At 37.9% G+C, this 23,964-nt stretch carries 23 protein-coding genes; 17 read left to right on the top strand and 6 right to left on the bottom strand.

The window, feature by feature from the left end; translation table 11 throughout:
- The first annotated feature begins 14 nt into the window (after nt 1–14).
- Entirely contained in the window at nt 15–1,376 is a 1,362-nt protein-coding gene (mgtE, locus tag IGL17_RS10380) for a magnesium transporter (RefSeq protein WP_002362548.1), read from the top strand.
- Between the two features lie 117 nt (nt 1,377–1,493).
- Here the strand turns inward: mgtE and cutC are convergent, their stop codons facing one another.
- Nucleotides 1,494–2,123: a copper homeostasis protein CutC gene (gene cutC / locus IGL17_RS10375; RefSeq protein WP_002359565.1), complete on the bottom strand. Its 630-nt coding sequence runs from the start codon at nt 2,121–2,123 to the stop codon at nt 1,494–1,496.
- Between the two features lie 129 nt (nt 2,124–2,252).
- Between cutC and IGL17_RS10370 the strand changes: the two genes are divergently transcribed.
- The 4 genes from IGL17_RS10370 to recD2 all read left to right on the top strand — a co-directional run bounded on the left by IGL17_RS10370 (nt 2,253) and on the right by recD2 (nt 7,416).
- The gene (locus IGL17_RS10370) at nt 2,253–3,098 is read left to right on the top strand and encodes a methyltransferase domain-containing protein (RefSeq protein WP_010707217.1); all 846 of its coding nucleotides are present in this window, start codon (nt 2,253–2,255) and stop codon (nt 3,096–3,098) included.
- A 313-nt stretch (nt 3,099–3,411) separates the two neighbouring features.
- A complete protein-coding gene (gene trmL, locus IGL17_RS10365) occupies nt 3,412–3,918 on the top strand; it encodes a tRNA (uridine(34)/cytosine(34)/5-carboxymethylaminomethyluridine(34)-2'-O)-methyltransferase TrmL (protein WP_002356493.1) in 507 nt (168 codons plus the stop codon).
- 217 nt (nt 3,919–4,135) lie between these two features.
- A complete protein-coding gene (locus IGL17_RS10360; protein ID WP_002362550.1) occupies nt 4,136–4,780 on the top strand; it encodes a histidine phosphatase family protein in 645 nt (214 codons plus the stop codon).
- Between the two features lie 26 nt (nt 4,781–4,806).
- Complete coding sequence (gene recD2 / locus IGL17_RS10355; protein WP_016618425.1) at nt 4,807–7,416, top strand: SF1B family DNA helicase RecD2; 2,610 nt, start codon at nt 4,807–4,809, stop codon at nt 7,414–7,416.
- Between the two features lie 66 nt (nt 7,417–7,482).
- Here the strand turns inward: recD2 and IGL17_RS10350 are convergent, their stop codons facing one another.
- A complete protein-coding gene (locus tag IGL17_RS10350; protein ID WP_002356498.1) occupies nt 7,483–8,442 on the bottom strand; it encodes a diacylglycerol/lipid kinase family protein in 960 nt (319 codons plus the stop codon).
- Between the two features lie 262 nt (nt 8,443–8,704).
- Here IGL17_RS10350 and IGL17_RS10345 point away from each other — a divergent pair, with 262 nt between their 5' ends.
- Entirely contained in the window at nt 8,705–9,211 is a 507-nt protein-coding gene (locus tag IGL17_RS10345) for a QueT transporter family protein (protein ID WP_002356499.1), read from the top strand.
- Between the two features lie 237 nt (nt 9,212–9,448).
- The gene (locus tag IGL17_RS10340; RefSeq protein ID WP_016618424.1) at nt 9,449–10,654 is read left to right on the top strand and encodes an aminoacyltransferase; all 1,206 of its coding nucleotides are present in this window, start codon (nt 9,449–9,451) and stop codon (nt 10,652–10,654) included.
- Between the two features lie 55 nt (nt 10,655–10,709).
- Here the strand turns inward: IGL17_RS10340 and IGL17_RS10335 are convergent, their stop codons facing one another.
- Genes IGL17_RS10335 through IGL17_RS10320 form a run of 4 tightly spaced genes read right to left on the bottom strand, consistent with a single transcriptional unit; the run spans nt 10,710 to nt 13,681 of the window.
- Complete coding sequence (locus tag IGL17_RS10335; protein WP_002356501.1) at nt 10,710–11,345, bottom strand: ECF transporter S component; 636 nt, start codon at nt 11,343–11,345, stop codon at nt 10,710–10,712.
- Nucleotides 11,346–11,348: 3 nt separating this feature from the next.
- Nucleotides 11,349–11,903: a phosphopantothenoylcysteine decarboxylase gene (gene coaC, locus IGL17_RS10330; protein ID WP_002359573.1), complete on the bottom strand. Its 555-nt coding sequence runs from the start codon at nt 11,901–11,903 to the stop codon at nt 11,349–11,351.
- Nucleotides 11,900–12,673: a phosphopantothenate--cysteine ligase gene (coaB, locus tag IGL17_RS10325; protein ID WP_002409489.1), complete on the bottom strand. Its 774-nt coding sequence runs from the start codon at nt 12,671–12,673 to the stop codon at nt 11,900–11,902. Before coaB ends, coaC begins: the two co-directional genes overlap by 4 nt.
- A 15-nt stretch (nt 12,674–12,688) precedes the next feature.
- Nucleotides 12,689–13,681, bottom strand: a complete 993-nt coding sequence (locus IGL17_RS10320) for a YhdH/YhfP family quinone oxidoreductase (RefSeq protein ID WP_002382628.1) — start codon at nt 13,679–13,681, stop codon at nt 12,689–12,691.
- A 263-nt stretch (nt 13,682–13,944) separates the two neighbouring features.
- Here IGL17_RS10320 and IGL17_RS10315 point away from each other — a divergent pair, with 263 nt between their 5' ends.
- The 10 genes from IGL17_RS10315 (at nt 13,945) to IGL17_RS10270 (ending at nt 23,914) form a co-directional block, all read left to right on the top strand.
- Nucleotides 13,945–14,487, top strand: a complete 543-nt coding sequence (locus IGL17_RS10315; RefSeq protein ID WP_002356507.1) for a helix-turn-helix domain-containing protein — start codon at nt 13,945–13,947, stop codon at nt 14,485–14,487.
- Between the two features lie 25 nt (nt 14,488–14,512).
- On the top strand, nt 14,513–15,598 hold the full coding sequence (locus IGL17_RS10310) for an ABC transporter ATP-binding protein (protein WP_002356508.1): 1,086 nt from the start codon (nt 14,513–14,515) through the stop codon (nt 15,596–15,598).
- An 18-nt stretch (nt 15,599–15,616) separates the two neighbouring features.
- Nucleotides 15,617–16,423, top strand: coding sequence for an ABC transporter permease (locus IGL17_RS10305; protein ID WP_010707223.1), 807 nt, complete (start codon nt 15,617–15,619; stop codon nt 16,421–16,423).
- The gene (locus IGL17_RS10300; RefSeq protein ID WP_002356512.1) at nt 16,423–17,259 is read left to right on the top strand and encodes an ABC transporter permease; all 837 of its coding nucleotides are present in this window, start codon (nt 16,423–16,425) and stop codon (nt 17,257–17,259) included. The genes IGL17_RS10305 and IGL17_RS10300 overlap by 1 nt, the downstream gene beginning before the upstream one ends.
- Nucleotides 17,256–18,329 carry an ABC transporter substrate-binding protein gene (locus tag IGL17_RS10295; protein ID WP_002376560.1) on the top strand — a complete coding sequence of 358 codons (1,074 nt, stop codon included), beginning with the start codon at nt 17,256–17,258 and terminating at the stop codon, nt 18,327–18,329. Before IGL17_RS10300 ends, IGL17_RS10295 begins: the two co-directional genes overlap by 4 nt.
- Before the next feature lie 149 nt (nt 18,330–18,478).
- The gene (locus IGL17_RS10290) at nt 18,479–19,162 is read left to right on the top strand and encodes a TVP38/TMEM64 family protein (RefSeq protein ID WP_002368872.1); all 684 of its coding nucleotides are present in this window, start codon (nt 18,479–18,481) and stop codon (nt 19,160–19,162) included.
- A 109-nt stretch (nt 19,163–19,271) separates the two neighbouring features.
- Nucleotides 19,272–20,564: a GntP family permease gene (locus IGL17_RS10285; protein WP_002370504.1), complete on the top strand. Its 1,293-nt coding sequence runs from the start codon at nt 19,272–19,274 to the stop codon at nt 20,562–20,564.
- Between the two features lie 21 nt (nt 20,565–20,585).
- The gene (locus tag IGL17_RS10280; RefSeq protein ID WP_010828948.1) at nt 20,586–21,734 is read left to right on the top strand and encodes a glycerate kinase; all 1,149 of its coding nucleotides are present in this window, start codon (nt 20,586–20,588) and stop codon (nt 21,732–21,734) included.
- Between the two features lie 141 nt (nt 21,735–21,875).
- Nucleotides 21,876–22,889, top strand: coding sequence for a CdaR family transcriptional regulator (locus tag IGL17_RS10275; RefSeq protein WP_010707226.1), 1,014 nt, complete (start codon nt 21,876–21,878; stop codon nt 22,887–22,889).
- A 122-nt stretch (nt 22,890–23,011) separates the two neighbouring features.
- A complete protein-coding gene (locus IGL17_RS10270) occupies nt 23,012–23,914 on the top strand; it encodes a diacylglycerol/lipid kinase family protein (RefSeq protein WP_033624273.1) in 903 nt (300 codons plus the stop codon).
- The last annotated feature ends 50 nt before the right edge of the window (nt 23,915–23,964 follow it).

Here is a 23,964-nt window from a genome sequence, read left to right as displayed (position 1 = left end):
GGGGAAAGTGTAAGATGAATGAAGGCCAAGAAATGGAAGAGCAATTTGCCCTTCTTTTAGAAACGCTAAAAAATCAACAAATGAACGAATTTCGTGAGCTATTTTTAGCGTTACACATTTATGAACAAGGACAATTTTACCAATCGTTAGATGAAAAAGACCGACAACATTTATACAATTACCTATCTCCGAAAGAACTAGCGGATATGTTTGATGTTATCGAAGAAGATAATGAGAATATGAAAGATTATTTAGCTGAAATGCGCCCAAGTTATGCAGCCGATATGTTAGCTGAGATGTATACCGATAATGCGGTGGATTTACTAAATATGTTAGATAAAAGTCAAAAGGCGAAATATCTTAGTTTGTTAAGTAGTGAAGAAGCAGGCGAAATTAAAGAGTTACTTCATTACGAAGATGAAACTGCTGGGGCGATTATGACCACCGAATTTGTTTCGATTGTGGCGAATCAAACAGTGCGTTCTGCGATGTACGTCTTAAAGAATCAAGCGGACATGGCAGAAACAATCTATTACGTTTACGTAGTCGACCAAGAAAATCATTTAGTCGGCGTTATTTCGTTGCGGGATTTAATTGTTAATGATGATGATACCTTGATTGCTGATATTTTGAATGAACGGGTTATTTCAGTTCATGTTGGCGATGACCAAGAAGATGTCGCGCAAACAATTCGTGACTATGACTTCTTGGCTGTACCAGTTACAGATTATGATGATCATTTGTTGGGGATTGTAACAGTTGATGATATTATTGATGTTATTGATGATGAGGCCGCTAGCGACTACTCTGGTTTAGCCGGGGTCGACGTTGAGGAAGTTAGTGAGAACCCTTTAAAAGCCGCTTCTAAACGATTACCTTGGTTAATTACATTGCTGTTTTTAGGAATGTCTACGGCCTCGTTAATCAGTAATTATGAGTCTTTAGTTAGCGAAGCGAGTATTTTAGCCGTTTTTATTTCTTTAATTACCGGAACAGCCGGCAATGCCGGGACGCAATCATTGGCGGTCGCGGTACGCCGTTTGGCTATGAAAGATGAAAAGGATAGTAATTTTGGTCGCTTAATCTTAAGTGAAGTGCTCACGGGACTAGTGACGGGGGCTGTGACAGGTTTAACCATTATGATTGTGGTTGGCGTGTGGCAACATAATCTTCCGCTTGGATTTGTGATTGGGATGGCAATGCTCTGCGCAATTACTGTGGCGAATTTAGCAGGGAGTTTAATCCCAATGTTAATGGATAAATTAGGGTTTGATCCCGCAGTTGCCAGTGGCCCGTTTATTACTACCTTAAGTGATTTAACCAGTGTATTAATTTATTTCAATATTGCAAGCATGTTTATGCGTTATTTTGTTTAAAAAATTGCACTTATTTATCATGAGACTGAGGTAAAAGGATACGTTGGTTTGCTCAAAATCAAAAAAGTGAGATAGCCGTTAATACGACGGCTACCTCACTTTTTTAGATACAAGAAATTAAACAATTTTTGTGCCATGGACTTCTGTGACTTTTAAAGTGTCCATCACAGTTTGAACGTTTTCTGTGGAAATACCGCCACCTGGTAAAATAAGAATCCGTTGATCTGCGTAGGCAATTAATTCTTTTAAATGATCAAAGTTGTCTTCGATAGGGGTACCAGCTGGCCCGCCATGAGTTAAAATACGCGTCACACCACGCTCAGCTAACCAGTCGATCGCCTTAAATTGGTTTTCTTTCGACAAGGCATCAAAAGCCATATGAAAAGTGATTTGCAAGCCTTCAGCTGTTTCAATGAATAAGTCCAAAGCTTCTTCATCTAACCAACCATCCTCAGTTAAACAGCCAATAACAATGCCGTCGGTTCCTAATTTCTTTGCTTCGATTAAATCGGTATGCATAATTTTTAATTCAATATCATTATAGACAAAATTGCCGCCACGAGGACGAATGATTGTCATCACTGGTACAGAATGTTCGCCAGCGTATGCTAAGACTTCTTCAATAACACCAGTACTTGGCGTCGTTCCACCCACGGCTAAGTTATCGCATAATTCGATGCGATTCGCACCTTTTTGAATGGCTTGGGGAATCTTAGTGAAATTTTCGGCACAGAATTCTTTAATCATTTCTTATCGCTCCTTGCTTTTTCTTCACAGGCATTGTACCATAATTCTGCTTACTACCATAGCCCTGAAAAAAAGAGTGCAACTTTTTATAAGAGAAAATGTTCATTTGATGAACGTAAGGAGTTTTAAATGTTAAAGAAAATTGAACGAGCACAACAATTATTGAAAAAAGAAGCAGCTGTATTTCGCTGTCCAACTTGTCATCAACCAATGCATGTAGAAGGGGTTGGTCTGATTTGTCAACAGAGGCATCAATTTGATTTATCCAAGAAAGGCACGTTATACTTTCTAAATCATGGCGTTCAGACAGAATATAATAAAAAAATGTTTACTTCTCGAGGAAAAATGATTCAAAGTGGCATGTACGCGCCTGTTTTAAACAAAATTATGCACTATCTTCCTCAAAATAAAACAGTAGTCGATGTTGGTTGTGGTGAAGGGAGTTTTCTAGCTGAGTTAAGTCAAGCAGGCTTATCTGGACTGAAAATCGGGTTTGATTTATCAAAGGAAGGAATCTATTTAGCAAGTAATCAGCCAATTGATGCGTTTTGGTGTGTGGCGGATTTAACGAATTTGCCATTTGCGGATCAAGGGCTTGATACGATTTTGAATATTTTTTCTCCTTCACATTATCAAGAATTTCGGCGAGTACTAAAAGCTGACGGGACTGTGATTAAAATTATTCCTGAAGAGAATTATTTAAAGGAATTACGAGCGGCTTTTTATCCCAATGACGAAAAGAAACAAAGTTATTCCAATCAAAAAGTAGTCCAACGTTTTGCCGAGGAATTAGCTGTGGAAGTAGATGAACGAATAACTTATTGCTTTGACATTCCCGAGGAAAGACGGTTGGATTTATTAGAAATGTCGCCATTAGAGTGGCAAGTTTCTCAAAAAGTTAAAGCCGAGCTACAACAGCGACCATTGGAAAAAATCACGATTGACGTCCGCTTGTTAGTAGGTCGTAAAAGATAGACTTTTTTGTGAAGAAAATCCTAAAAAAGTCTTGCAATAAAGTGACATTGGTGTTATATTACTTACAAGTTGTTTTTTCATTGGTTTTTATCAGGGTCCTGTTCTGATAAAAGTTAGTGAAGAGACCTTCACTAACGTAACGACTCGCCGTGCTAGACACCGAGACGGTACGTTTTTTTTATTGGTTAGAACAGCTGCCGCCTGACATCATCGCGTCATGCGGTTTTTTTTTTGAAAATAAGTATTGTGGGCGCTATTTATTTTGAATTTATGCTAAAATGAACACGATTGATATTTGAGGAGCTGAAGATAGTTGACGAACCATATTGTTTTATTTGAACCACAAATTCCAGCAAATACTGGAAATATTGCACGGACATGTGCAGCGACGAATACACCGTTGCATTTAATTGAACCTTTAGGATTTTCAACAGATGATAAACACTTAAAACGTGCCGGATTAGATTATTGGAATGATGTAAATATTACGTATCATAAAGATTTGGCTGCCTTTTTAGCCCATGTGGCAGGCAAACACTTGCATTTAGTAACCAAATTTGCTCACCAAACATACAGCGAGGTCAATTATAATGATGGCGAGGACCATTATTTCCTTTTTGGAAAAGAAACAACAGGCTTACCAGAAACGTTTATGCGAGAAAACGAAGAAAAGTGTATCCGAATTCCTATGAATGATGAACATGTGCGCTCATTGAATCTTTCTAACACTGCCGCACTAATTGTTTATGAAGCCTTACGTCAGCAAAATTTTCCGAACTTAGAACTGACGCATCATTATGAAAATGATAAATTGGATTAAAAAAAGTTAAGACAGTAGCGCTTTTTTTCAAAAATGTCAGAAGAAAGTGGTTTTATTTTTACTGTTGCCCAATTTCCGAGCCTAGAACAAAAAACAATTTAGATTTTTGTTCTAGGCTTATTTTGCTTGGATTACTAGAAACTTCCATGGATATTTTCGCAGGGAAGTGATAAACTAGAAAGACATATGAAGAGATAAAGAAGTTTGGAGAAGTTACATGAAATTATATTTTACACGACATGGAAAAACTGAATGGAATCAACAGAAACGATTTCAAGGAATGACAGGAGATTCGCCGTTATTACCAACTAGTTATGACGAAATTAAACAATTAGGCCAATATTTACAAGATATTCCGTTTGAAAAAATTTATTCTAGTCCGCTATTACGTGCCAAAAATACTGCGCGGGGAATTCAACAAGAATTGACTCATCCAGTTGAAATTGTTTATACAGATACTTTAAAAGAATTAGGTTTAGGTCGTCTAGAAGGACAATATATTGAAGAAATGCGTAATTTTTATGGAGAAGAATTAGATCATTTACGGCATCGTTTAGATTTGTATGATCCAACAATTTTTGATGGTGAACCAATCGAGCAAGCGATTCAACGGATTTCAGAAACAGTTGCTGAAGCGGCGAAGCAGCACGAAGGTCCAGTTCTATTTGTCGGTCACGGAGCAGCGCTGACGGCGGCAATCCAAGCGATGGCTGGTAAACCATTATCAGAATTACGGACAATGGGCGGGCTGTTAAACAATAGCCTTTCAATCCTTGAAACCAAAGAGGCATCAAGGAACATGCCGTACGACTTAACGTTATGGAATGATACGTCTTTTTTAGCTAAAGAAAAAGCACAATAAGCACACAACAGAAAGGAGGGCTTGTAGTGGTAACACTTTTTGGTGAGGACGAAGAAAAAGCCTTTATTGTTGGGACTGTACAAGCAATCTTTTTTGAAAATCCCAGTAATTTTTATAAAGTCGTTCTTGTAAATGTGACCGATACAAATACAGATTATTTAGAAAAAGAAATTGTAGTAACTGGTAGTTTTGGCCAAGTTCAAGAAGAGGAACCCTATCGTTTCTTTGGTCATTTTGTGGACCATCCTCGTTATGGCAGACAGTTTCAGGTGGATAGTTATCAGCAAGAAAGACCGACTTCGGCTAGTGGGGTGGTTAACTATTTATCAAGTGACAAATTTCCTGGCATTGGTAAACGAACTGCTGAAAAAATTGTTGAAGTATTAGGGGAAAGTGCGATTGACCGAATTATTGATGACCCGAGTGTTTTGGAAGAAGTTACTGTTTTAAATGAAAAAAAACGTCAAGTAATCGTCGAAACAATTCGCTTGAATCACGGGATGGAGCAAGTGATTGTGGGACTAAATCGATACGGCTTCGGTAGTCAGTTAGCTTTTTCAATTTATCAAACCTATCAAGAAGAAACCCTTTCTGTGATTCAAGAAAATCCTTATCAGTTAGTTGAAGATATTGAGGGAGTCGGATTTAAACGAGCGGACAATATTGCTGAACAAATCGGCATTCAGGCGGATTCTGCTGTTCGAATTCGGGCAGCGATTTTACATGAAGTGTTTGAACACTCCATTCGCTCAGGCAATACGTATGTTCAAGCAGATGTTTTGTTAGAAGAAGCGATTCGGACCTTGGAAGCAAGTCGCCCAGTGGAAATCTCACCTGATCAAGTGGCCAATGAAATCATTACGTTAGTCGAACATGGAAAAATCCAACAAGAAGAGACTAAACTTTTTGAGAACAGTCTCTATTTTTCTGAATGGGGCATTGGTACTTCGATTCAACGTTTACTTTCTCGTAAAAAAGAAATTCATTACGAGGAAGAAGAAGTCCAAAAAAGTATCCGAATGATTGAGAAACGTTTAAATATTCAGTATGGCGACTCGCAACAAGCAGCGATTGAAGAAGCGATTAAATCGCCGTTATTTATTTTAACTGGAGGGCCCGGAACAGGGAAAACAACTGTTATTAATGGGATTGTCTCGTTGTTTGCGGAACTAAATGGTCTTTCATTAGATCTCAAAGACTACACGCAGGAGATGTTTCCAATCTTGCTAGCGGCGCCAACTGGGCGAGCAGCGAAACGCATGAACGAAACGACAGGTTTACCTGCAAGTACCATCCACCGTTTGTTAGGCTTGACAGGTCGTGAAAAAAATCCGAGTTTAACCGCCAAAGAATTAGAAGGCGGTTTGCTAATTGTAGATGAAATGTCAATGGTGGATACTTGGTTAGCCAATACGTTATTAAAAGCTATTCCGACAAACATGCAAGTGATTTTTGTTGGTGATAAGGATCAGCTACCGTCTGTCGGTCCAGGTCAAGTCTTACATGACTTATTGCAAATTAACGAAATTCCCAAATGTGAGTTAAACGAAATTTATCGTCAAGGAGACGGTTCAAGTATTATTCCTCTTGCCCATGAAATTAAAGAAGGAAAGTTGCCTGCTGATTTTCAAAAAAATCAAAAGGATCGCTCGTTCTTTGCAAGTGATATTGGTCATATCGAAGAATACATTCGACAAATCGTCACAAAGGCAAAAGCAAAAGGGTTTACGCCACAAGATATCCAAGTTTTAGCGCCAATGTATCGTGGCGCAGCCGGCATTGATGCCTTGAATAAGATGATGCAAGAAATCTTCAATCCAAATGATGGTAAGAAAAAAGAAGTCAAATGGAATGACACCGTCTATCGGATTGGGGACAAAGTTTTGCAACTAGTCAATACGCCAGAATTAAATGTGTTCAATGGAGATATGGGAGAAATCGTCGGAATTACTTTAGCCAAAGACTCAGAGGACAAAGTGGACGAGTTGGTTTTACAGTTTGATAATAATGAAGTAACGTATAAAAGAAATGAATGGAATAAAATTACGTTATCCTATTGTTGTTCGATTCATAAAGCGCAAGGTAGTGAATTCCGCATGGTGTTACTGCCAATGGTTCATCAGTATAGCCGAATGCTGCAACGAAATTTGCTGTATACAGCAGTGACACGTAGTAAAGAATTATTAATTCTATTAGGTGAGGTTTCTGCTTTTGAAACATGTGTCAAAAACGAATCGGCTAGTCGCATGACGATGCTAAAAGAACGAATCGTGAACGCAGAACAAATGACCTTAACGACTAGAACTCAGTTAGAAGCCTATGAAGAAGGTTTAACGGCAGACCATCCATTTACTGAAAAAGAAACAAAAGCTGTCTCTTATGAAAATGAACAGCAATCAACGAAAGCCGATCAGATAAAAGAAACAGACGAGCAATTAGTTGACACAACGGTACAAGAAGTTTCACTATTTGCTGATGAAGGGGAAGAGTCAACCCCAGAAACAGCAAAGAAAGCGACAAAAGTTGTCGAAGAACCATTACCAAAAGAACCACGACTAACAGTCGAAATTATTCAAACAAATGCTGTTGATCCAATGATTGGAATGAAGGATACGACGCCTTATCAATTTATGTGAGAAAAGGAAAGAGTGCCATAAGTCGTTTTGACTTATGGCACTCTTTTTCAACCTTAAGGGACTCAGTTAAAACCAAAACAAACGTTTTTGTGTGGTATAAACCATATCAATACTTCGTTTGCCTAAAATCTCGCCATCTGCGTGAATGGTTTGTGGAATCGTCGAAACAATTCGAATTTTGCTTGATTGAAAATGATGAAAATGCTTAGATTTCCCTTGTTTTTGGCGAAGCAATAGGAAAATAAGCCACAAAATTTTAAAAATATTGATTCGTTCCACGACAACTAAGTCCACGACTGCTTTGCGAGGATTGGCCGTCGGCATAATTGATACGCCCCCGCCAAAATAAGGATGATTTGTGACCGTACATAGGAAAGCACGATTAAATGTGTATTGTTTACCATTCATTTCAACTAAAATTGGAAAGCCTTTTTGTTTAAAAAAGACATGAATGATTGAAGAAATATAGGAAAGCGAGCCAAGCTTAAATTTATTTAAGGCTTTTTTTGATGACGATTCGTTGGTTTTTTCCACGATTGCCGCATCTAACCCTAAGCCAACATTATTGGTAGCTAAGCCGATTTCTTCTTGGTTGGCTTCTACATAATGAATCGTTTGAATTTCTTTTGGTCGTCTGGTGCGCAGGATTTGATGCAATGCTTTATCAATATTCCTTGATAATCCCACCCCTCGTGCAAAATCATTTCCAGAGCCGCATGGAATATAGCTTAAAGGAATAGCTGAATCATATGGAAGTAATGAATTAATGACATTATGTAGTGTGCCATCGCCGCCTAGCACGACTAGGATTGGAAAAGTTGAAACGTCTAAGTCTTCAGACCAAGGAAGTAAAGTTGTTTCTGCAAGTTCCTTCGTCAATTCTTTTTCATGTCCAGCGTAATCAGTGTAAAGAGCCGTATATTTAAGTTCTTGTTGCTTGAGTTGTTGAATCACTTTTCTAGCGACTTTTCGGCCATTGCCGCTACTTGCCTGCTCGTTGATAATAAGATAGTAGTGAATGTTCATTGAGCTCCTCCTTTGAATCGCTATTGTCCATTATACCAGAGGGAGGAACTTCTGCGAATAAAGATTGCTTAAAAAAGTAAAAAATGACTAGAAAAAGGCACGAAACAATGCACGAGAGGTGAAAACTGCAAATAAGTGCAAAGTAAAACAGGGCTTTCATTGACTATTTTGACTTTCCATATTAGAATGTGAACTGTTGCAATTGTAACCAAGGTTCATCAACCATCCCTTGTAAAAAAACTCGGAGAAAGAAGGAAAAAGTATGCAAAATTCGTTTCAAGCCAATCGAAAGCTAAGAACAGTCTTAGCCAATGGTATCATTATGGGCTTATATATTGTCCTCTCTTTATTGGTTCGGCCAGTTTCTTCTGGTATGATTCAATTTAGAATTTCAGAAAGTTTGAATCACCTAGTCGTTTTCAATCGCAAATTGATGTGGGGTGTTTTAGGCGGCGTTATCTTTTTTAACTTATTTTTTGGTTTCGGTGTAATGGATGCTCTGTTTGGTGGAGCGCAAACATTATTTGCGTTGAGCTTAACAGCTTTTTTACAAAAAAAGGTACCAAGTATTCCTGTTAGAATGTGTCTAAATAGTCTATTTTTCACTGTAAGTATGTTTTTTATTGCCTTTATGCTAGTACCAAGTGGCGGCCAAGCATTTTGGACAACTTATGGTTGGTTAGCATTAAGTGAAGCGATTATTATGACGATTTCAGCACCAATCATGTACTTTATCAACAAGTCATTAAAATTTGAAACACGTATTTAATTGAAAAGATGTGGATAGAAATGATTCATCCTTTGAATGGCAGTGAAGAAAAGTGTCGTTGCTATTAGTGAACTAAGTGGTAGAATGAACTGTTTCTACCTCGTCTTTTTTACATAAAGAATAAGATCTACATTTTTTCTAAAAATTTTCATGTAAAACTTTACTAGTCTGTTGGAATACACTATGATAGTGTAAGATAAACGGACTATTGGAAAGTCACAGCAGAGGAGTTTGAACATGTACACATTTAAAATCGGTATTCCGGCAGAAGTACACGATACATTTGTTAAAAATCACCCATTATGTAATTTACTACAGTCATCTTCATGGGCAAAAGTCAAGGATAACTGGGGTTCTGAAATTGTTGGGGTTTATGAAAAGGATACATTAGTTGCATCAAGTTTAGTTTTAATCAAACCATTACCAGCCGGTTTTACGATGTTATATACACCAAGAGGTCCAGTAATGGACTATACAAATGAACGTTTGATCAGCTACTTTATGGCTGAATTGAAAAAATTTGGCAAGAAAAAACGAGCTTTATTTATAAAAATGGATCCAGCGGTTCACTATCAAGATTTCCATTTGGGAGAGGAACATCAACCGCATGCTGAAGCGACAGCTATTATTGAGACCTTGAAAAAAGCAGGGGCCAAATATCAAGGACTGACAATGGATATGGGGGCCACCATCCAGCCTCGCTTCCAAGCGAATATTTATCGTGAAGATTTTAGTGAGGAACAATTGTCAAAAAGTACCAAGAAAATGATTAAAACAGCTGAAAAAAAAGGGGTCGTTGTGCAGCAAGGGCATGTTGACTTTGTTGATGAATTTGAAAAAGTCATTCAATCAACCATGGAACGCCAACATATTTCTTTGAGGAATAGTGATTACTTTAAGAAGCTGTTGAACATTTACCCAGAAGACTCCTTTATTATGTTGGCGCAAGTCAATTTAAAGGAACGCTTAGATAGCACGCAACAACGCTATGACAAAAATCAAAAAGACTTGAGTAATTTGAAAGAAAATCAAGTGAAAAAGCGCCATAATTTAGAAGAATTAGATACTTCCTTGACTCGGGAACTAAAAGAATTAGAAGAAAATATCGCAGAAGCTGGTGAAATCGTCACGGTTGCTGGCGCCTTGGCTGTGACATTTGGTCCAACAAGTGAAATCCTTTATGCTGGCTTAGATGATCGTTATAAACGCTACATGCCAACTTATGTGACTTGGCGAGATGCCATTCAAGAATGTTTTAACCGTGGCTGCGAAAGCTGTAATATGGGCGGCTTAGAAGGTAGTTTAAATGATGGCTTAATTAAGTTTAAAGCGAACTTCAACCCAACGATTAATGAATTTATTGGGGAATTCGATTTACCGGTTAATAAATTATTATTTAAAGCCAGTGAATATGCTTATAAATTACGAAAACAAAAAAAATAAATAAAAAACACAGGGACTAAAAATCAAACTTGATTTTTAGTCCCTGTGTTTTTTTCTATAGTTTTTGTGTTGCATTCCGTTTCATTAAGCGAAGCAAAACGCTAGCAATTGCTGAAGCAGCTACACCAGCAACAAGAGCTTCTGGCACACCAGAACTGAAAATCGTCGCAATAATAGCTAGGTAAACAGCAGTTCCAGCTTTACCAATAATTTCAGCATAAGCTGAATTAAAAAGAAAATAAATCATGTTCATGACTAAAATGGTATTCGTTGCTGAGCCTAAAACACCAGCCACAAATAAGGAGACAGGTTGCGCTTTTTCCTTCGTTAATTTATTTAGCCATTTGTAAGCGAAATAAGGAACGACCCCAATTAAAATCCGCGGAATGAGCACAATTAAAAGTGCCTTCCAACTACCATGATCGGTACCGATCACAGGAATAAATGGAGAAAAAACAAACGACAAAGGTGTTGGTGCTGTCGTATTTTTAATTAAGCTAATGATCCCAAACGTGCCGCCCAACATACTACCGATTTTTGGCCCTAAAACAATGGAACCAATAATTACAGGAATATGCATCGTGGTCGAATTTAAAGGACCTAATGTGATAAATCCTAGTGGGGTTAAAGCCAGTAAAAGTAAGATAGCTAAGAACATTGCTGTTAACGTAAATTTTTTCGTGTTATTCATAAATTACTCCTTGTTATCAGATGCTAAAATTTTCATCACTGTTTGAAGGATATCTTCAACAGTGGCAAGTGCGCCACGACCATAATCGCCACAAGCTAATAGAGCTTCACGTGGGATTATTTCTTGATAGCCGACTTCTTTTAAAATGCCAATATTTCGTTGGACAATGGGGTTTTGGTACATATACGTATTCATCGCGGGCGCAATAATTTTGGGTGTTTCAGGATAAAGCGCCAAAGCAACTGTTGATAATAAGTCGTCGGCAATCCCATGGGCTAATTTCCCAATTGTATTGGCCGAAGCAGGTGCTACTAAAAATAAATCCGCTTTTTTAGCTAATTCAATGTGATTAATTTTACTGGGATCAATTTCCATCATGACATCCGTATGCACTGGATTCTTAGAAAGTGATTGTAACGTCAGCGGAGTGATGAACGCTGTGCTGCTTTTAGTCATTAAAATTTCCACATTGTAGCCAAGCTTAGCTAGTTGACTTGTAATATCTGCTGCTTTATATGCAGAAATGCTGCCAGAGACGCCTAATAAAATAGTTTTCATTGTTGTTCTCTCCATTTCTTTTCAACATTTTTAACGATCATTGAACCAATCCCTTGTTTTGAACAAGCTTCTTGGACAATGCCCGTTTCGTTAATTAATAATCCTTCGTGTTCTGTTTCATGAACGTTCATCAAGTCATTGGCTAAGACAAAGTCACACCGATTTTTAACCAAAGCGGCTTGTGCAACCTGGACAAGTTCTTCTTGTGAAACGTCGACAAGCAATTTAAAGCCCACTAAAACAGTTTGGGGTTGCTTGTCACGAATCATTTGGATGACTTTAGGATTTTTCTTTAGAAAAATTAATAATCGGTCCGTATCAGATGAAATTTTTGTTGCTGTTTGAGGAATATCAGCAATCTGATTCAATGTGTTTTGAACGATAGTTGCCAAGGCTTCTTTGGTCTTTGGCAATGTTTGTTCGCTTAATTGTTGAGCAAAAGAATCAATAAATTGTTCTTCCGTTTGCGCGGTTTCCGTCGTAAAATCACTGACTGCCATTGCGTGAACAATCGCATCAAATTGCTTTTCAGCAAAGAGTTGTTCTAACGTAGTAGCTAATTCAACCGTTGTTTCTATTTCTTTAATTGATAAGTCCAATTGTTGGGTTGGACGTAATGCATGTTTGGTTGTTACGTAGGTTACGTTGTGTCCAGCAGCTAAAAAACTTTCAGCAATTGCTTTTCCTAGTCCGCCAGAAGAATGATTGGTAATCGAACGAACATTATCAATCGGTTCTGACGTTCCGCCAGCAGTAACTAAAACATCCATAATCAAAACGCCTCCTTAAGAAATTCGGACAATGGTCCGTCCAATATGTTGGCCTGCTTGTAATGCTTCAAAAACAGGGGGAAGTTCTTCTAAAGTAATCTCTTGATACACAGCTTTTTCAGTGATGTCTAAATCAGTGGCAAGACGTTGCCAAACTATTTTTCGTTTGTCCATACCAACATTAACCGAATCAATGCCCAATAAATGAACGCCCCGTAAAATAAAGGGTAAAACGGTTGTCTCTAATGTAATTCCAGCAGCGCGGCCACAAATGGCTGAACGGCCATCATAACGAAGTTGTGGTAAAACAGCAGAAGTAATTTCCCCACCAGTGGTATCAATTGCAAAAGCAAAACGCTGTTTCATCAATGCTTTAACAGGAGTTGCTAAGAAATCTTCTACTAATAAGCATTCACTAACACCTAACTCTTTTAAAAGCTCAAAAGAATCTGGCTTTCTAGTTAATGCAGTGATTGAAGTGTAGCCTAATTGATGCAACATCGCAATAGACAATGTCGCAACACCGCCTGTCGCACCAGTTACAATAATGGGGGCTTCTTTGTCGTCGCGTAAGCCATCGTCTTCTAAAGCTGTGACAGATAATCCGGCCGTAAAGCCAGCAGTTCCGAAAATCATTGCTTCTTTGAGACTCATTTTTTCAGGAAGTGGAACTACCCAATCGCCAGGAACACGCACATATTCAGAATAACCACCAGTATGAGTAACCCCTAATTGATAGCCTGTTACGATCACTTTATCGCCTTCTTTGAAACGAGGATCTTCCGATGTGACAACGGTGCCACTGACATCAATTCCTGGAATCATTGGATAATTGCGAATCACACCGCCGTCTTTTTTTGAAGCTAAAGAGTCTTTAAAGTTAACTGAGGAGTAGGCTGCTTTGATTACTACAGTGCCTTCTGATAAATCGTCTAAAGTAATGGTTTCTAGTTGACCAATAACAGATGTATCTTGTTCTCTTAACGTAAATGCTTGAAATGAATTCATATAAAAACTCTCCTTCCAATTATGTAAAAAAGCAACTCGTCTTATTTTATCATATTCTGATTTTTTCGTATCATTTTTCTTCTTATAAACAGTAAGTTATACAGAAAAGAAAGATTGTGTGACAATTAGACTAGAAAAATAAAGAAAAATGGTTGAAATTTTTCAAAAAGTTCGTATACTAAAAAAGGTAAAACTAAACTGTAAGTTTAGTATTACAAAACTTTTGTTGAAAAGATTAGCTGAAAATAGAAACGAGGTGTGCCATGGAAATTGGTGAGAAGTTGAGAAATTTACGCATTCAGAAAAATTTAACACAAGAAGAATTAGGCGAAAGAACGGATTTATCCAAAGGCTATATTTCCCAATTGGAGCGGGATTTAAGCTCACCATCAATGGAAACATTTTTCTCAATTTTAGAAGTACTAGGCGTGACGCCAGAGCAGTTTTTTAGTCAGCAACCGCTTGAACAGAAAATTGTCTACAATGAAGAAGAAAGTACCCTCTATTATGATGAAGAACATGGCTATGAACTAAAATGGTTAATTCCAGCCTCAAATGAAAAAGAAATGGAACCTGTCATTATTACTTTTGATAAAAATGGCGAATACAAAACGTTTGAACCTTCTCTATCGGAAACATTTATTTATGTGATTGATGGCTCCATTCGTTTGACATTAGGGGAAGCCACGTATATTGCTAAAAAAGGTCAAACCATGTATTACCAAGCAACAGAACCTCACCAAATTAGCAACAATGGTCGAGGAAAAAGTCGTGCGTTAATTGTGGCGACAGAATCGTATTTATAAAGGACGAAATGGAGGAGTTTATCCAGTGAGAAACCATGTGATTTCATTTGAAAATGTTGTCAAACAATTTGACGATGAACCAGTATTAAAAAATGTCAGCTTTGAAATTGAAGAAGGAAAATTTTATACCTTATTAGGACCTTCAGGATGTGGCAAAACAACGATTTTGCGTATTATTGCGGGATTCAATGACGTGACTTCTGGCGATGTTTATTTTGATGGTAAAAGAATAAATGATGTACCTGCCAATAAACGCCAAGTCAATACCGTGTTTCAGGATTATGCTTTGTTTCCTCACATGAATGTTTTTGATAATGTTGCGTTTGGTTTAAAAATCAAAAAACTATCCAAAGCAGAAATTGAAAAAAAAGTGAAAGAGGCATTACGTTTGGTTCAATTACCCGGCTACGAAACACGTGAAATTAGTGAAATGTCTGGGGGCCAGCGTCAGCGGGTCGCAATTGCACGAGCGATTGTCAATGAGCCAAAAGTATTGCTTTTAGATGAGCCGTTATCCGCTTTAGATTTGAAATTACGCACAGCGATGCAATATGAACTACGTGATTTACAACAACGTTTAGGAATTACTTTTATTTTTGTGACCCATGATCAAGAAGAAGCATTAGCGATGAGTGATGAAATTTTTGTCATGAATAAAGGTCATATCGTGCAAAGTGGCACACCAGTCGATATTTATGATGAACCGATTAATCACTTTGTTGCTGACTTTGTAGGGGAAAGTAATATTGTGGATGGCGTGATGCTGGAAGATAATTTAGTTTCATTTGTGGGCAAAAAGTTTGAATGTGTCGATGGCGGCATGCGGAAAAATGAACCTGTAGAAGTCGTTTTACGTCCAGAAGACTTAACGATTACCACGCTTGAAAAAGGCAAGCTAACCGTAACGGTGGATACACAGCTATTCCGCGGCGTTCATTATGAAATTATTTGTTTTGATGAACAAGGAAACGAATGGATGGTGCATTCCACTCGAAAAGCCAAAGAAGGCGCTCAAGTAGGGCTCTCTTTTGAGCCAGAAGATATTCACGTGATGCGCTTCAATGAATCAGAAGAAGACTTTGATGCCCGTTTAGAAAGTTACGACGAGTAAACGAAAGGGGAAAATAAAATGAAAACAATGCGTCGAATTTATTCGATTCCCTATGTAATGTGGTTACTTTTATTCGTCATTGCGCCAGTGCTAATGATTATTTATCAATCATTTTTCGATATGAATGGCCAGTTTACCTTGGCGAATTACCAAACGTATTTTACATCAGGAACGTATTTAAGTATGACCGTTAATTCGGTTTGGTATGCTTTTCTGATTACCATTTTTACGTTATTGGTAAGTTATCCTACGGCTTATTTTTTGACAAAGCTCAAGCATAAACAGTTGTGGTTAATGCTAGTTATTTTACCAACATGGGTGAATTTATTATTAAAAGCTTATGCCTTTATTGGGATTTTCAGTATTCATGGGAGTATCAATCAGTTTATGAGTTTTATGGGTTTGGGTACGCACCAAATTCTGTTTACAGATTTCAGTTTTTTATTTGTCGCAACGTATATTGAAATTCCATTTATGATTATGCCGATTTTTAATGCCTTAGAAGAGATGAATCCTTCATTGATTAGTGCTAGTCGGGACTTAGGAGCTAGCAGTGCGGAAACGTTCCGCCGTGTCATTTTTCCTCTCTCCCTAAACGGTGTGAAAAGTGGTGTTCAAGCTGTCTTTATTCCTTCGCTCTCGCTCTTTATGTTAACACGTTTAATTGGCGGCAATCGGGTGATTACGTTGGGGACGGCGATTGAGGAGCACTTCTTAGTAACGCAAAACTGGGGCATGGGTTCAACAATTGGTGTGATTTTAATTGTTGCCATGTTTATTGTGATGTTGCTGACGGGTGAGAAGAAGAAAGGGCGTGGCAAATAATGCAAAAGAAAAAGTTTAAATGGTCTTATGTGTATTTATTCGTTGTCTTTGCGCTACTGTACGCACCAATCTTTTATTTGATTTTTTATTCGTTTAACGACACGCAAACGATGAATCAGTTTACTGGTTTTACGTTAGATAATTATCGGAACGTTTTCGAAGACACACGCTTGTTAACCATTGTTCTGAATACGTTTTTGCTAGCTTTCTTATCGGCTTTAATAGCAACCATCATTGGAACATTTGGCGCGATGGGGATTTATTATACAAAACGTCGTAAAAACCGGAACACGTTGCTTAGCTTTAATAACATTTTACTCGTTTCACCAGATGTTATTATTGGAGCCAGTTTCTTAATTTTCTTCACGGCAGTAGGGTTTATCAGTTTAGGTTTTACAAGTGTATTATTGTCGCATATTGCCTTTAGTATTCCAATTGTTGTTTTAATGGTTTTACCAAAACTACAAGAGATGAACGATTCTATGGTAGATGCGGCACGGGATTTAGGGGCCAATAATGTTCAAGTGATTAAAAATATTATTTTGCCTTTTTTAGCGCCAGGAATTATTGCTGGCTACTTTATGGCCTTTACTTATTCGTTGGACGATTTTGCCGTAACATTCTTTGTGACAGGCAATGGTTTTTCAACATTATCTGTTGAAATTTATTCACGAGCACGTCAGGGAATTAGTTTAGAAATCAATGCCTTAAGTGCGTTAGTGTTCCTATTCTCAATGATTCTAGTTGTCGGTTATTACTTTATCAGTAAAGACAATACGCCAAAACGTTTAAAGAAAATGCGTCGGGAACAAAGTGAGGTGGCCAAGTTAAAATGAAAAAATTACAGTCACTTTTTATTGGAATTATCGCTATTATTGTCATCTTGTTTTTTGGCGTGCGCCAATTGGAGAAAGCAAGTGGCATGGCAGGAGCAGATACCTTGACCATTTACAATTGGGGGGACTATATAGATCCGGCCTTGATTAAGAAATTTGAAAAAGAAACAGGCTATAAAGTCAATTACGAAACCTTTGATTCTAATGAAGCTATGTATACAAAAATTCAGCAAGGTGGCACAGCCTATGATATTGCCATTCCTTCTGAATATATGATTCAAAAAATGATGAAAGCGAAGATGCTTTTACCACTTGATCACAGCAAATTAAAAGGCTTAGAAAACATTGATGCACGCTTTTTAGATCAATCCTTTGATCCCAAAAATAAGTTTTCCGTTCCGTACTTCTGGGGCACGTTGGGGATTATTTATAATGATAAATTTATTGACGGTCGTCAGATCCAACATTGGGATGATTTATGGCGCCCGGAATTAAAAAATAATGTCATGCTGATTGATGGCGCTCGCGAAGTGTTAGGATTATCTTTGAACAGTTTAGGCTATTCGTTAAACAGTAAAAACGACCAACAATTACGTCAGGCTACCGATAAGTTAAACCGATTAACGAACAATGTCAAAGCAATTGTTGCCGATGAAATCAAAATGTACATGGCTAATGAAGAAAGTGCAGTTGCTGTAACTTTCTCTGGTGAAGCTGCTGAAATGCTAGAAAACAATGAACATCTACATTATGTGATTCCCAGTGAAGGCTCTAATCTCTGGTTTGATAACATTGTGATGCCTAAGACAGCCAAAAATAAAGAGGGTGCCTATGCATTTATGAACTTTATGTTACGACCAGAAAATGCAGCACAAAACGCAGAATATATTGGTTATTCCACACCAAATAAAGAAGCTAAAAAACTATTACCAAAAGAAGTTGCTGAAGATAAACAATTTTATCCAGATGATGAAACCATCAAACATTTAGAAGTTTACCAAGACTTAGGTCAAGAATACTTAGGAATTTATAATGATCTGTTCTTGGAGTTTAAGATGTATCGGAAATAAAAAAAGTACCTTCATAACTTTCGAATCGCCCCTAAAAGCTAGATTTTTAGTCTAACTTTTAGGGGCGGCTTTTATTCATACAAGCTTCTAATTGAGGCACGAAGAAACCTGTGCTACACTTTGTATAAAGCATAAAAGGAGCAAAGAAAATGAAGAGGAAAACAATCCGAATACTACTAATCAGTAGCGGGCTTATTTTAATCCTGCTGGTAGGTTACCGTTTGTATCTAGAATATCAAACAGATATTCAATTATTTTTGAATCCTAAAGCCAGTAAGACACAATTATTAGAGCGAATTCGTTCACATGGTTTTTCAGCAGCGCTATTGTTAGTTTTTTTGACCGCGATCATGTGTGCAGTACCAGGGATTCCAACCTCGGTAATTGGTGTGATTGCAGGATTGAGTTTTGGTCCCTTCAGCGGCACACTCATTAACGTTTTAGGGAATAGTTTGGGAAATTTAGTTGCAATCTTTTTGATGCATCATATAAAATTTTTAGATAGAAAAACGGAGACCAATCATTGGGTCCAGTCCATTCGACGGATGAAGCATCCAAAAATTGGGATTATGGTGGGCTACATGATTCCAATTATTCCTTCTTCTGTGATTAATTTTGCTGCAGATACTATGCAGTTGCCATTAAAAAATTTAATAGCCGCTATATTCATTGGTGTAATTCCTTCCTCAATACTTTACGCATGTGGAGGCGAAGCGCTCTTTCATGGATATAATAAAACGGCAGTATTGTTAATTGTGAGTGTTCTTTTGTTCGTTGGCTTGGTGGTCATTATTGAGAAAGATAGAAAAAGATTTCAAAAAACTGTTCTTTAAGAACGGTTTTTTTGTGCATTTGAACAATAAATCCTGTTAAATTTACAATTTTAAAAAGAAAGGACTTTGATAGAATGAAAGCGTAAACAATTTAAGGAGCTGATTTTGAATGCCAGATATTACAATATCTTGGGTTGCTGCAATTTTAGGATTAGTTGTAGCGATAGTATTAATTTTGAAAAAATTTAATCCTGTGTATTCCTTGTTTTTTGGTGCAATTGTTGGTTGTCTTATTGGAGGCGCTTCCCTGTCAGATACAGTCGCTGTTCTATTAAACGGAACACAAAGTATTATGGGAACCGCAATCCGTGTTTTAGCAGCCGGCATGTTGGCGGGTGTGATGATGGAATCTGGTGCGGCAGAATCAATTGCCAACGCCATTGTACAAAAGCTTGGCGAGAAAAAAGCTATTTTATCTTTGGCATTATCCACAATGGTAATTACAGCAGTGGGTGTATTCATTCCTGTTGCAGTGTTGATTGTTGCCCCGATTGCTCTATCTGTTGGGAAAAGTACGGGTATCAGTAAGTTATCATTATTGATTGCCTTATCAGGTGGCGGCAAAGCGGGCAATATTATTTCGCCTAATCCAAATACTATTGCAGCGGCGAACGGCTTTAATTTACCTTTAAGTGACGTTATGATTGCTGGTTTTATTCCAGCCGTATTTGGCTTAATTACAGCTGTTGTTCTTGCAAATATCATGAGAAGTAAAGGATCAATGGTCAAAGAAACGGATCTTGTAGAGGAACAAACAAAAGAATTATTACCTTTGAAAAAGGCGTTGATCGCGCCAGTGTTAGCGATTGTCTTATTATTACTTAATCCGATTGGCGCCGTTTTAAATATTTCTTTCATCAAAAGTTTGAATATTGATGCTCTGTATATTTTGCCGTTCGCCTCAGTTGTTGGGACAATTGCGATTGGGCAAACAAAACAACTGGCCTTTTATGCGTCTTCTGGCTTGAAGAGAGTAACCGATACCGTTTTAATTTTAATTGGTGCAGGTGCAATTGCTGGATTAATTTCTGTTTCTGATTTATCAACACAAATTGTCCACTTAATTTCTGTTATGGGAATTTCTGGAACCTTCTTGGCACCGATTTCTGGTATTTTAATGGGCTTAGCAGTTGGTTCAACATCCACAGCGGTTATTTTAGCGACAGGTTCTTTTGGACCAGCGATTTTAGATATGGGCACATCTTCACTTTCAGCAGCAGTCATGGTGCATACTGGGGCAACTGTGATTGATAGTGTTCCTCAAGGCAATTATTTCCATATTACGGCACAAAGTATGAATATGACGATTAAAGAAAGAATTCGAGTGATTCCTTATGAAATGTGTGTCGGTGGGGTAATGACGATTGTTGCAACCATTTTATATGGCTTTATTTTAAACTAGTTGGAAAGTAGGCGCGAAAAGATGACGAAAAAATTTGTTTTGGCTCCAGACTCATTTAAAGAAAGTATGAGTGCAAAAGAAGCCTGTCTGGCAATGGAAAAAGGGATTTTAGCTGTATTTAAAGATGCAGACATTCAACACGTCCCGATGGCAGACGGCGGGGAAGGAACGGTGGATTCCTTAGTGGATGCAACAGGAGGCACAAGAGTACCAGTGCGTGTGGCAGGACCGCTTCCTGATCAAATCGTTGAAACCTATTACGGCTTATTAGGTGACCAAGAAACGGTGGTCATTGAAATGGCGAAAGCCAACGGAATTGAATTGGTCAAAGCAGCAGAACGTAATCCCTTGATCACTTCTACTTATGGTACAGGAGAAATGATTCAACATGCGCTCAATCATGGGGCAAAAAAAATCATTATCGGCATTGGTGGTAGCGTGACAAATGATGGGGGTGCAGGTATGATTCAGGCACTTGGTGCGCGTTTGTTAGACAAGGAAGGGCAAGAATTGACGCGTGGCGGTGGTGCATTAGATAAACTGGCGCAGATCGATTTAACACAGTTTGATCAACGTATTTTTGCTACCGAAGTTCTAGTAGCAAGTGATGTGAATAACCCACTAACAGGGCCAACAGGGGCGTCTCATGTCTTTGGTCCGCAAAAAGGTGCGACAGAAGAAATGGTGGCTCAATTAGATAAAAACTTAGCCCATTATGCAGCGGTCATCAAAAAAGAGGTCGGCATTGATGTTGAGATGATGCCAGGTGCAGGAGCTGCTGGTGGTTTGGGTGCAGGGTTACTAGCATTTACAAAAGCTCAGTTACGCCCAGGGATTGATATTGTCGTAGAAGTGAATCAATTAGAAGAAAAAATAAAAGCTGCTGATTATGTCTTTACTGGTGAAGGCGGTATGGATTTTCAAACAAAATTCGGCAAAGCCCCTTATGGCGTCTCACGTTTGGCCAAGAAGTATCAAAAACCGGTTTTCGCTTGTGCTGGCTATATCGGCAAAGATGTGGATGTCCTCTATGAAGAAGGGATGACGGCTATTTTTGGAATTTTGGCCAAAGCCGAACCATTGGAAGCAGCATTGAAAAATGGACCAGTTAACTTAGAAAGAACCGTTGAAAATATTGCTCGTACATTACAGCTGGTGCCTTGTGACTAAGAACTAACCATGGTATCATCAGTAATGAAAGCTGAAATAAAAATGTTCAGTCGTTGATCTGAAGAATTAAGCGTTTGGGACATAAGTCATTGCGGCTTATGTCCCAAACGCTACTCGCTTTTTAGAAAGTTGGCGATAGCAATGTTAAAATTAGACAAAATCCAAGCAAATAAAATTGTTGAAAAGTTAATGGCGGATATTCCTTATAACATCAATATTATGGATGAACGAGGAAAAATTATTGCGAGTGGAGATTCTGCTCGAATTGGGGAGCGCCATCGTGGCGCAGAAAGAGCCATCAATGAACGAAAAAATATTGAAATTTATAAAGATACTTCTTTAGAGAAAAAAGGCACCAATGAACCGATTATTTTGAATGATCACATTCTAGGTGTCGTAGGCATTTCAGGAGAACCAGACGAGGTGCGCAAATTTACCAAGCTTGTGCGCTCGATTGTTCTTTTACTGACAGAAGAATTAAATACACAACAAGAACGCGAAAAAAAGAAGAAACAAAAAAATCAGTTTATCCAGCACTTAATGCATGTTGATTCTGCTTACTCAGAAGCCTTAAAACTTGAAGCGTTGGAACTATATAACCTTCAATTAGATGACCAGAATCATTGTGTACTGACCAAGAACAAGCGCTTATTATCCAGTTATTATCCTGGCCATGAAATATTTGAATGGGAAAATTGTTATCTGGTGATTACTTCTGAACCACCTCAGATAACAAAGCCAGTAACAGAATACCTTGTGATAAGTTCGGAAAAAGCCACGATTCAACAAATGGTCCAAGAGGCACAAAACACGTATTTACTTCTATCGTTTCTCCAATTAGAAAAGGCTAAGTTTTACCAAGCAGAAGATTTTTTCATTCAAGGAATTTTTAATTTTCCTTTTCATATTGAATTGGATTTTTTTGAAACCATCCAGACGATTTATGATGAATACTATGAAACCGTTATTTTTTTCGCCAATCATAACTTAAACATCAATGAAACCTCACAAGTATTACATATCCATCGAAATACATTGAATTACCGCTTGAAACGAATTCATGAATTGACGGGGATGGATCCAAAAGTTTGGCAAGATTTTTGGAAATTGTTCTATTATTTTGCCTATTGCTTTAAAGAACGTTTTGAAAAGTAGTGAGGAGTAGGAATGCTTGTTTGTTAAGCAAGTGTCAGCATATTTTTCGCCAGAATCAAAAATATCTTTTATAATAATTGTAAGGAATCAAACGATTTAGTTATCAATGAGGAGTGGTGCCAGTGAAAAAAGCAGTTTTAATTGTTAACCCCAGTTCTGGTGGTGAAAAAGCCAAAGAATTTGAAACGTTAGCAGAAGAAAAATTAAAGCAGTTATTTGATGAAGTTGTAGTGAAACAAACAGAAAAAGGCGGCGATGCAGAACAATTTGCCCGTGAAGCTGCGGAAAGTCACTTCGACAGTGTTTTCGTAATGGGGGGAGATGGAACCGTTAATGAAGGAATTAGCGGGTTGGCAGAGCAAGCTTATCGCCCAAAATTTGGCTTTTTTCCTTTAGGAACGGTGAACGATTTAGCGCGAGTCTTGAATTTACCGATGGACCCTGAAGAAGCGATTCAACAATTAGATTTAGAAAAAACCAGTGCTTTAGATGTGGGGAAAATCAATGACGACTACTTTATGAATGTCGTTGCGATTGGGACGATTCCAGAGTCAATTAACGACGTGGACGTTGAACAAAAAACGAAGTTAGGAAAACTCGCTTATTTTATTTCAGGTGCCAAACATTTAGCGAATGCTCAAACGTATCCTTTTCATTTAAGATTGGATCAAAAAGAACAAACCATTGAAAGTAGTACCGTTTTAGTTGGCTTAACGAATTCAATCGGTGGGTTTGAAACATTATTACCAGAGGCCCAAGTGGATGATGGCAAACTTCATTTAGTTTATTTAAAAGATCAATCATTGTGGGATGCAGTAAAAGCAGTCCCAGATTTGTTAAAAGGCGTCGACCAGTCCACTGATAATTTAGCTTACCTAACCTTTAAAGAAGGAACAATCTCCTTAGAAAACCAAGAAGAATTAACCACTAATGTGGATGGTGATGAAGGAGCTGCTTTGCCAATTACGCTGAAAATTTTGCCTAAACACTTGACGGTGTATTGCGGTGAAGAACAAACAAAATAGCTGATTTTTTGAGAAAAGCTGGAACATTTCTATTTGTTTAAAAAACAGAT

The organism is Enterococcus sp. AZ088 (assembly GCF_051714845.1).
GTDB classification, from domain to species: Bacteria; Bacillota; Bacilli; order Lactobacillales; family Enterococcaceae; genus Enterococcus; species Enterococcus faecalis.
This window is presented reverse-complemented; position numbering and strand designations above follow the sequence as displayed.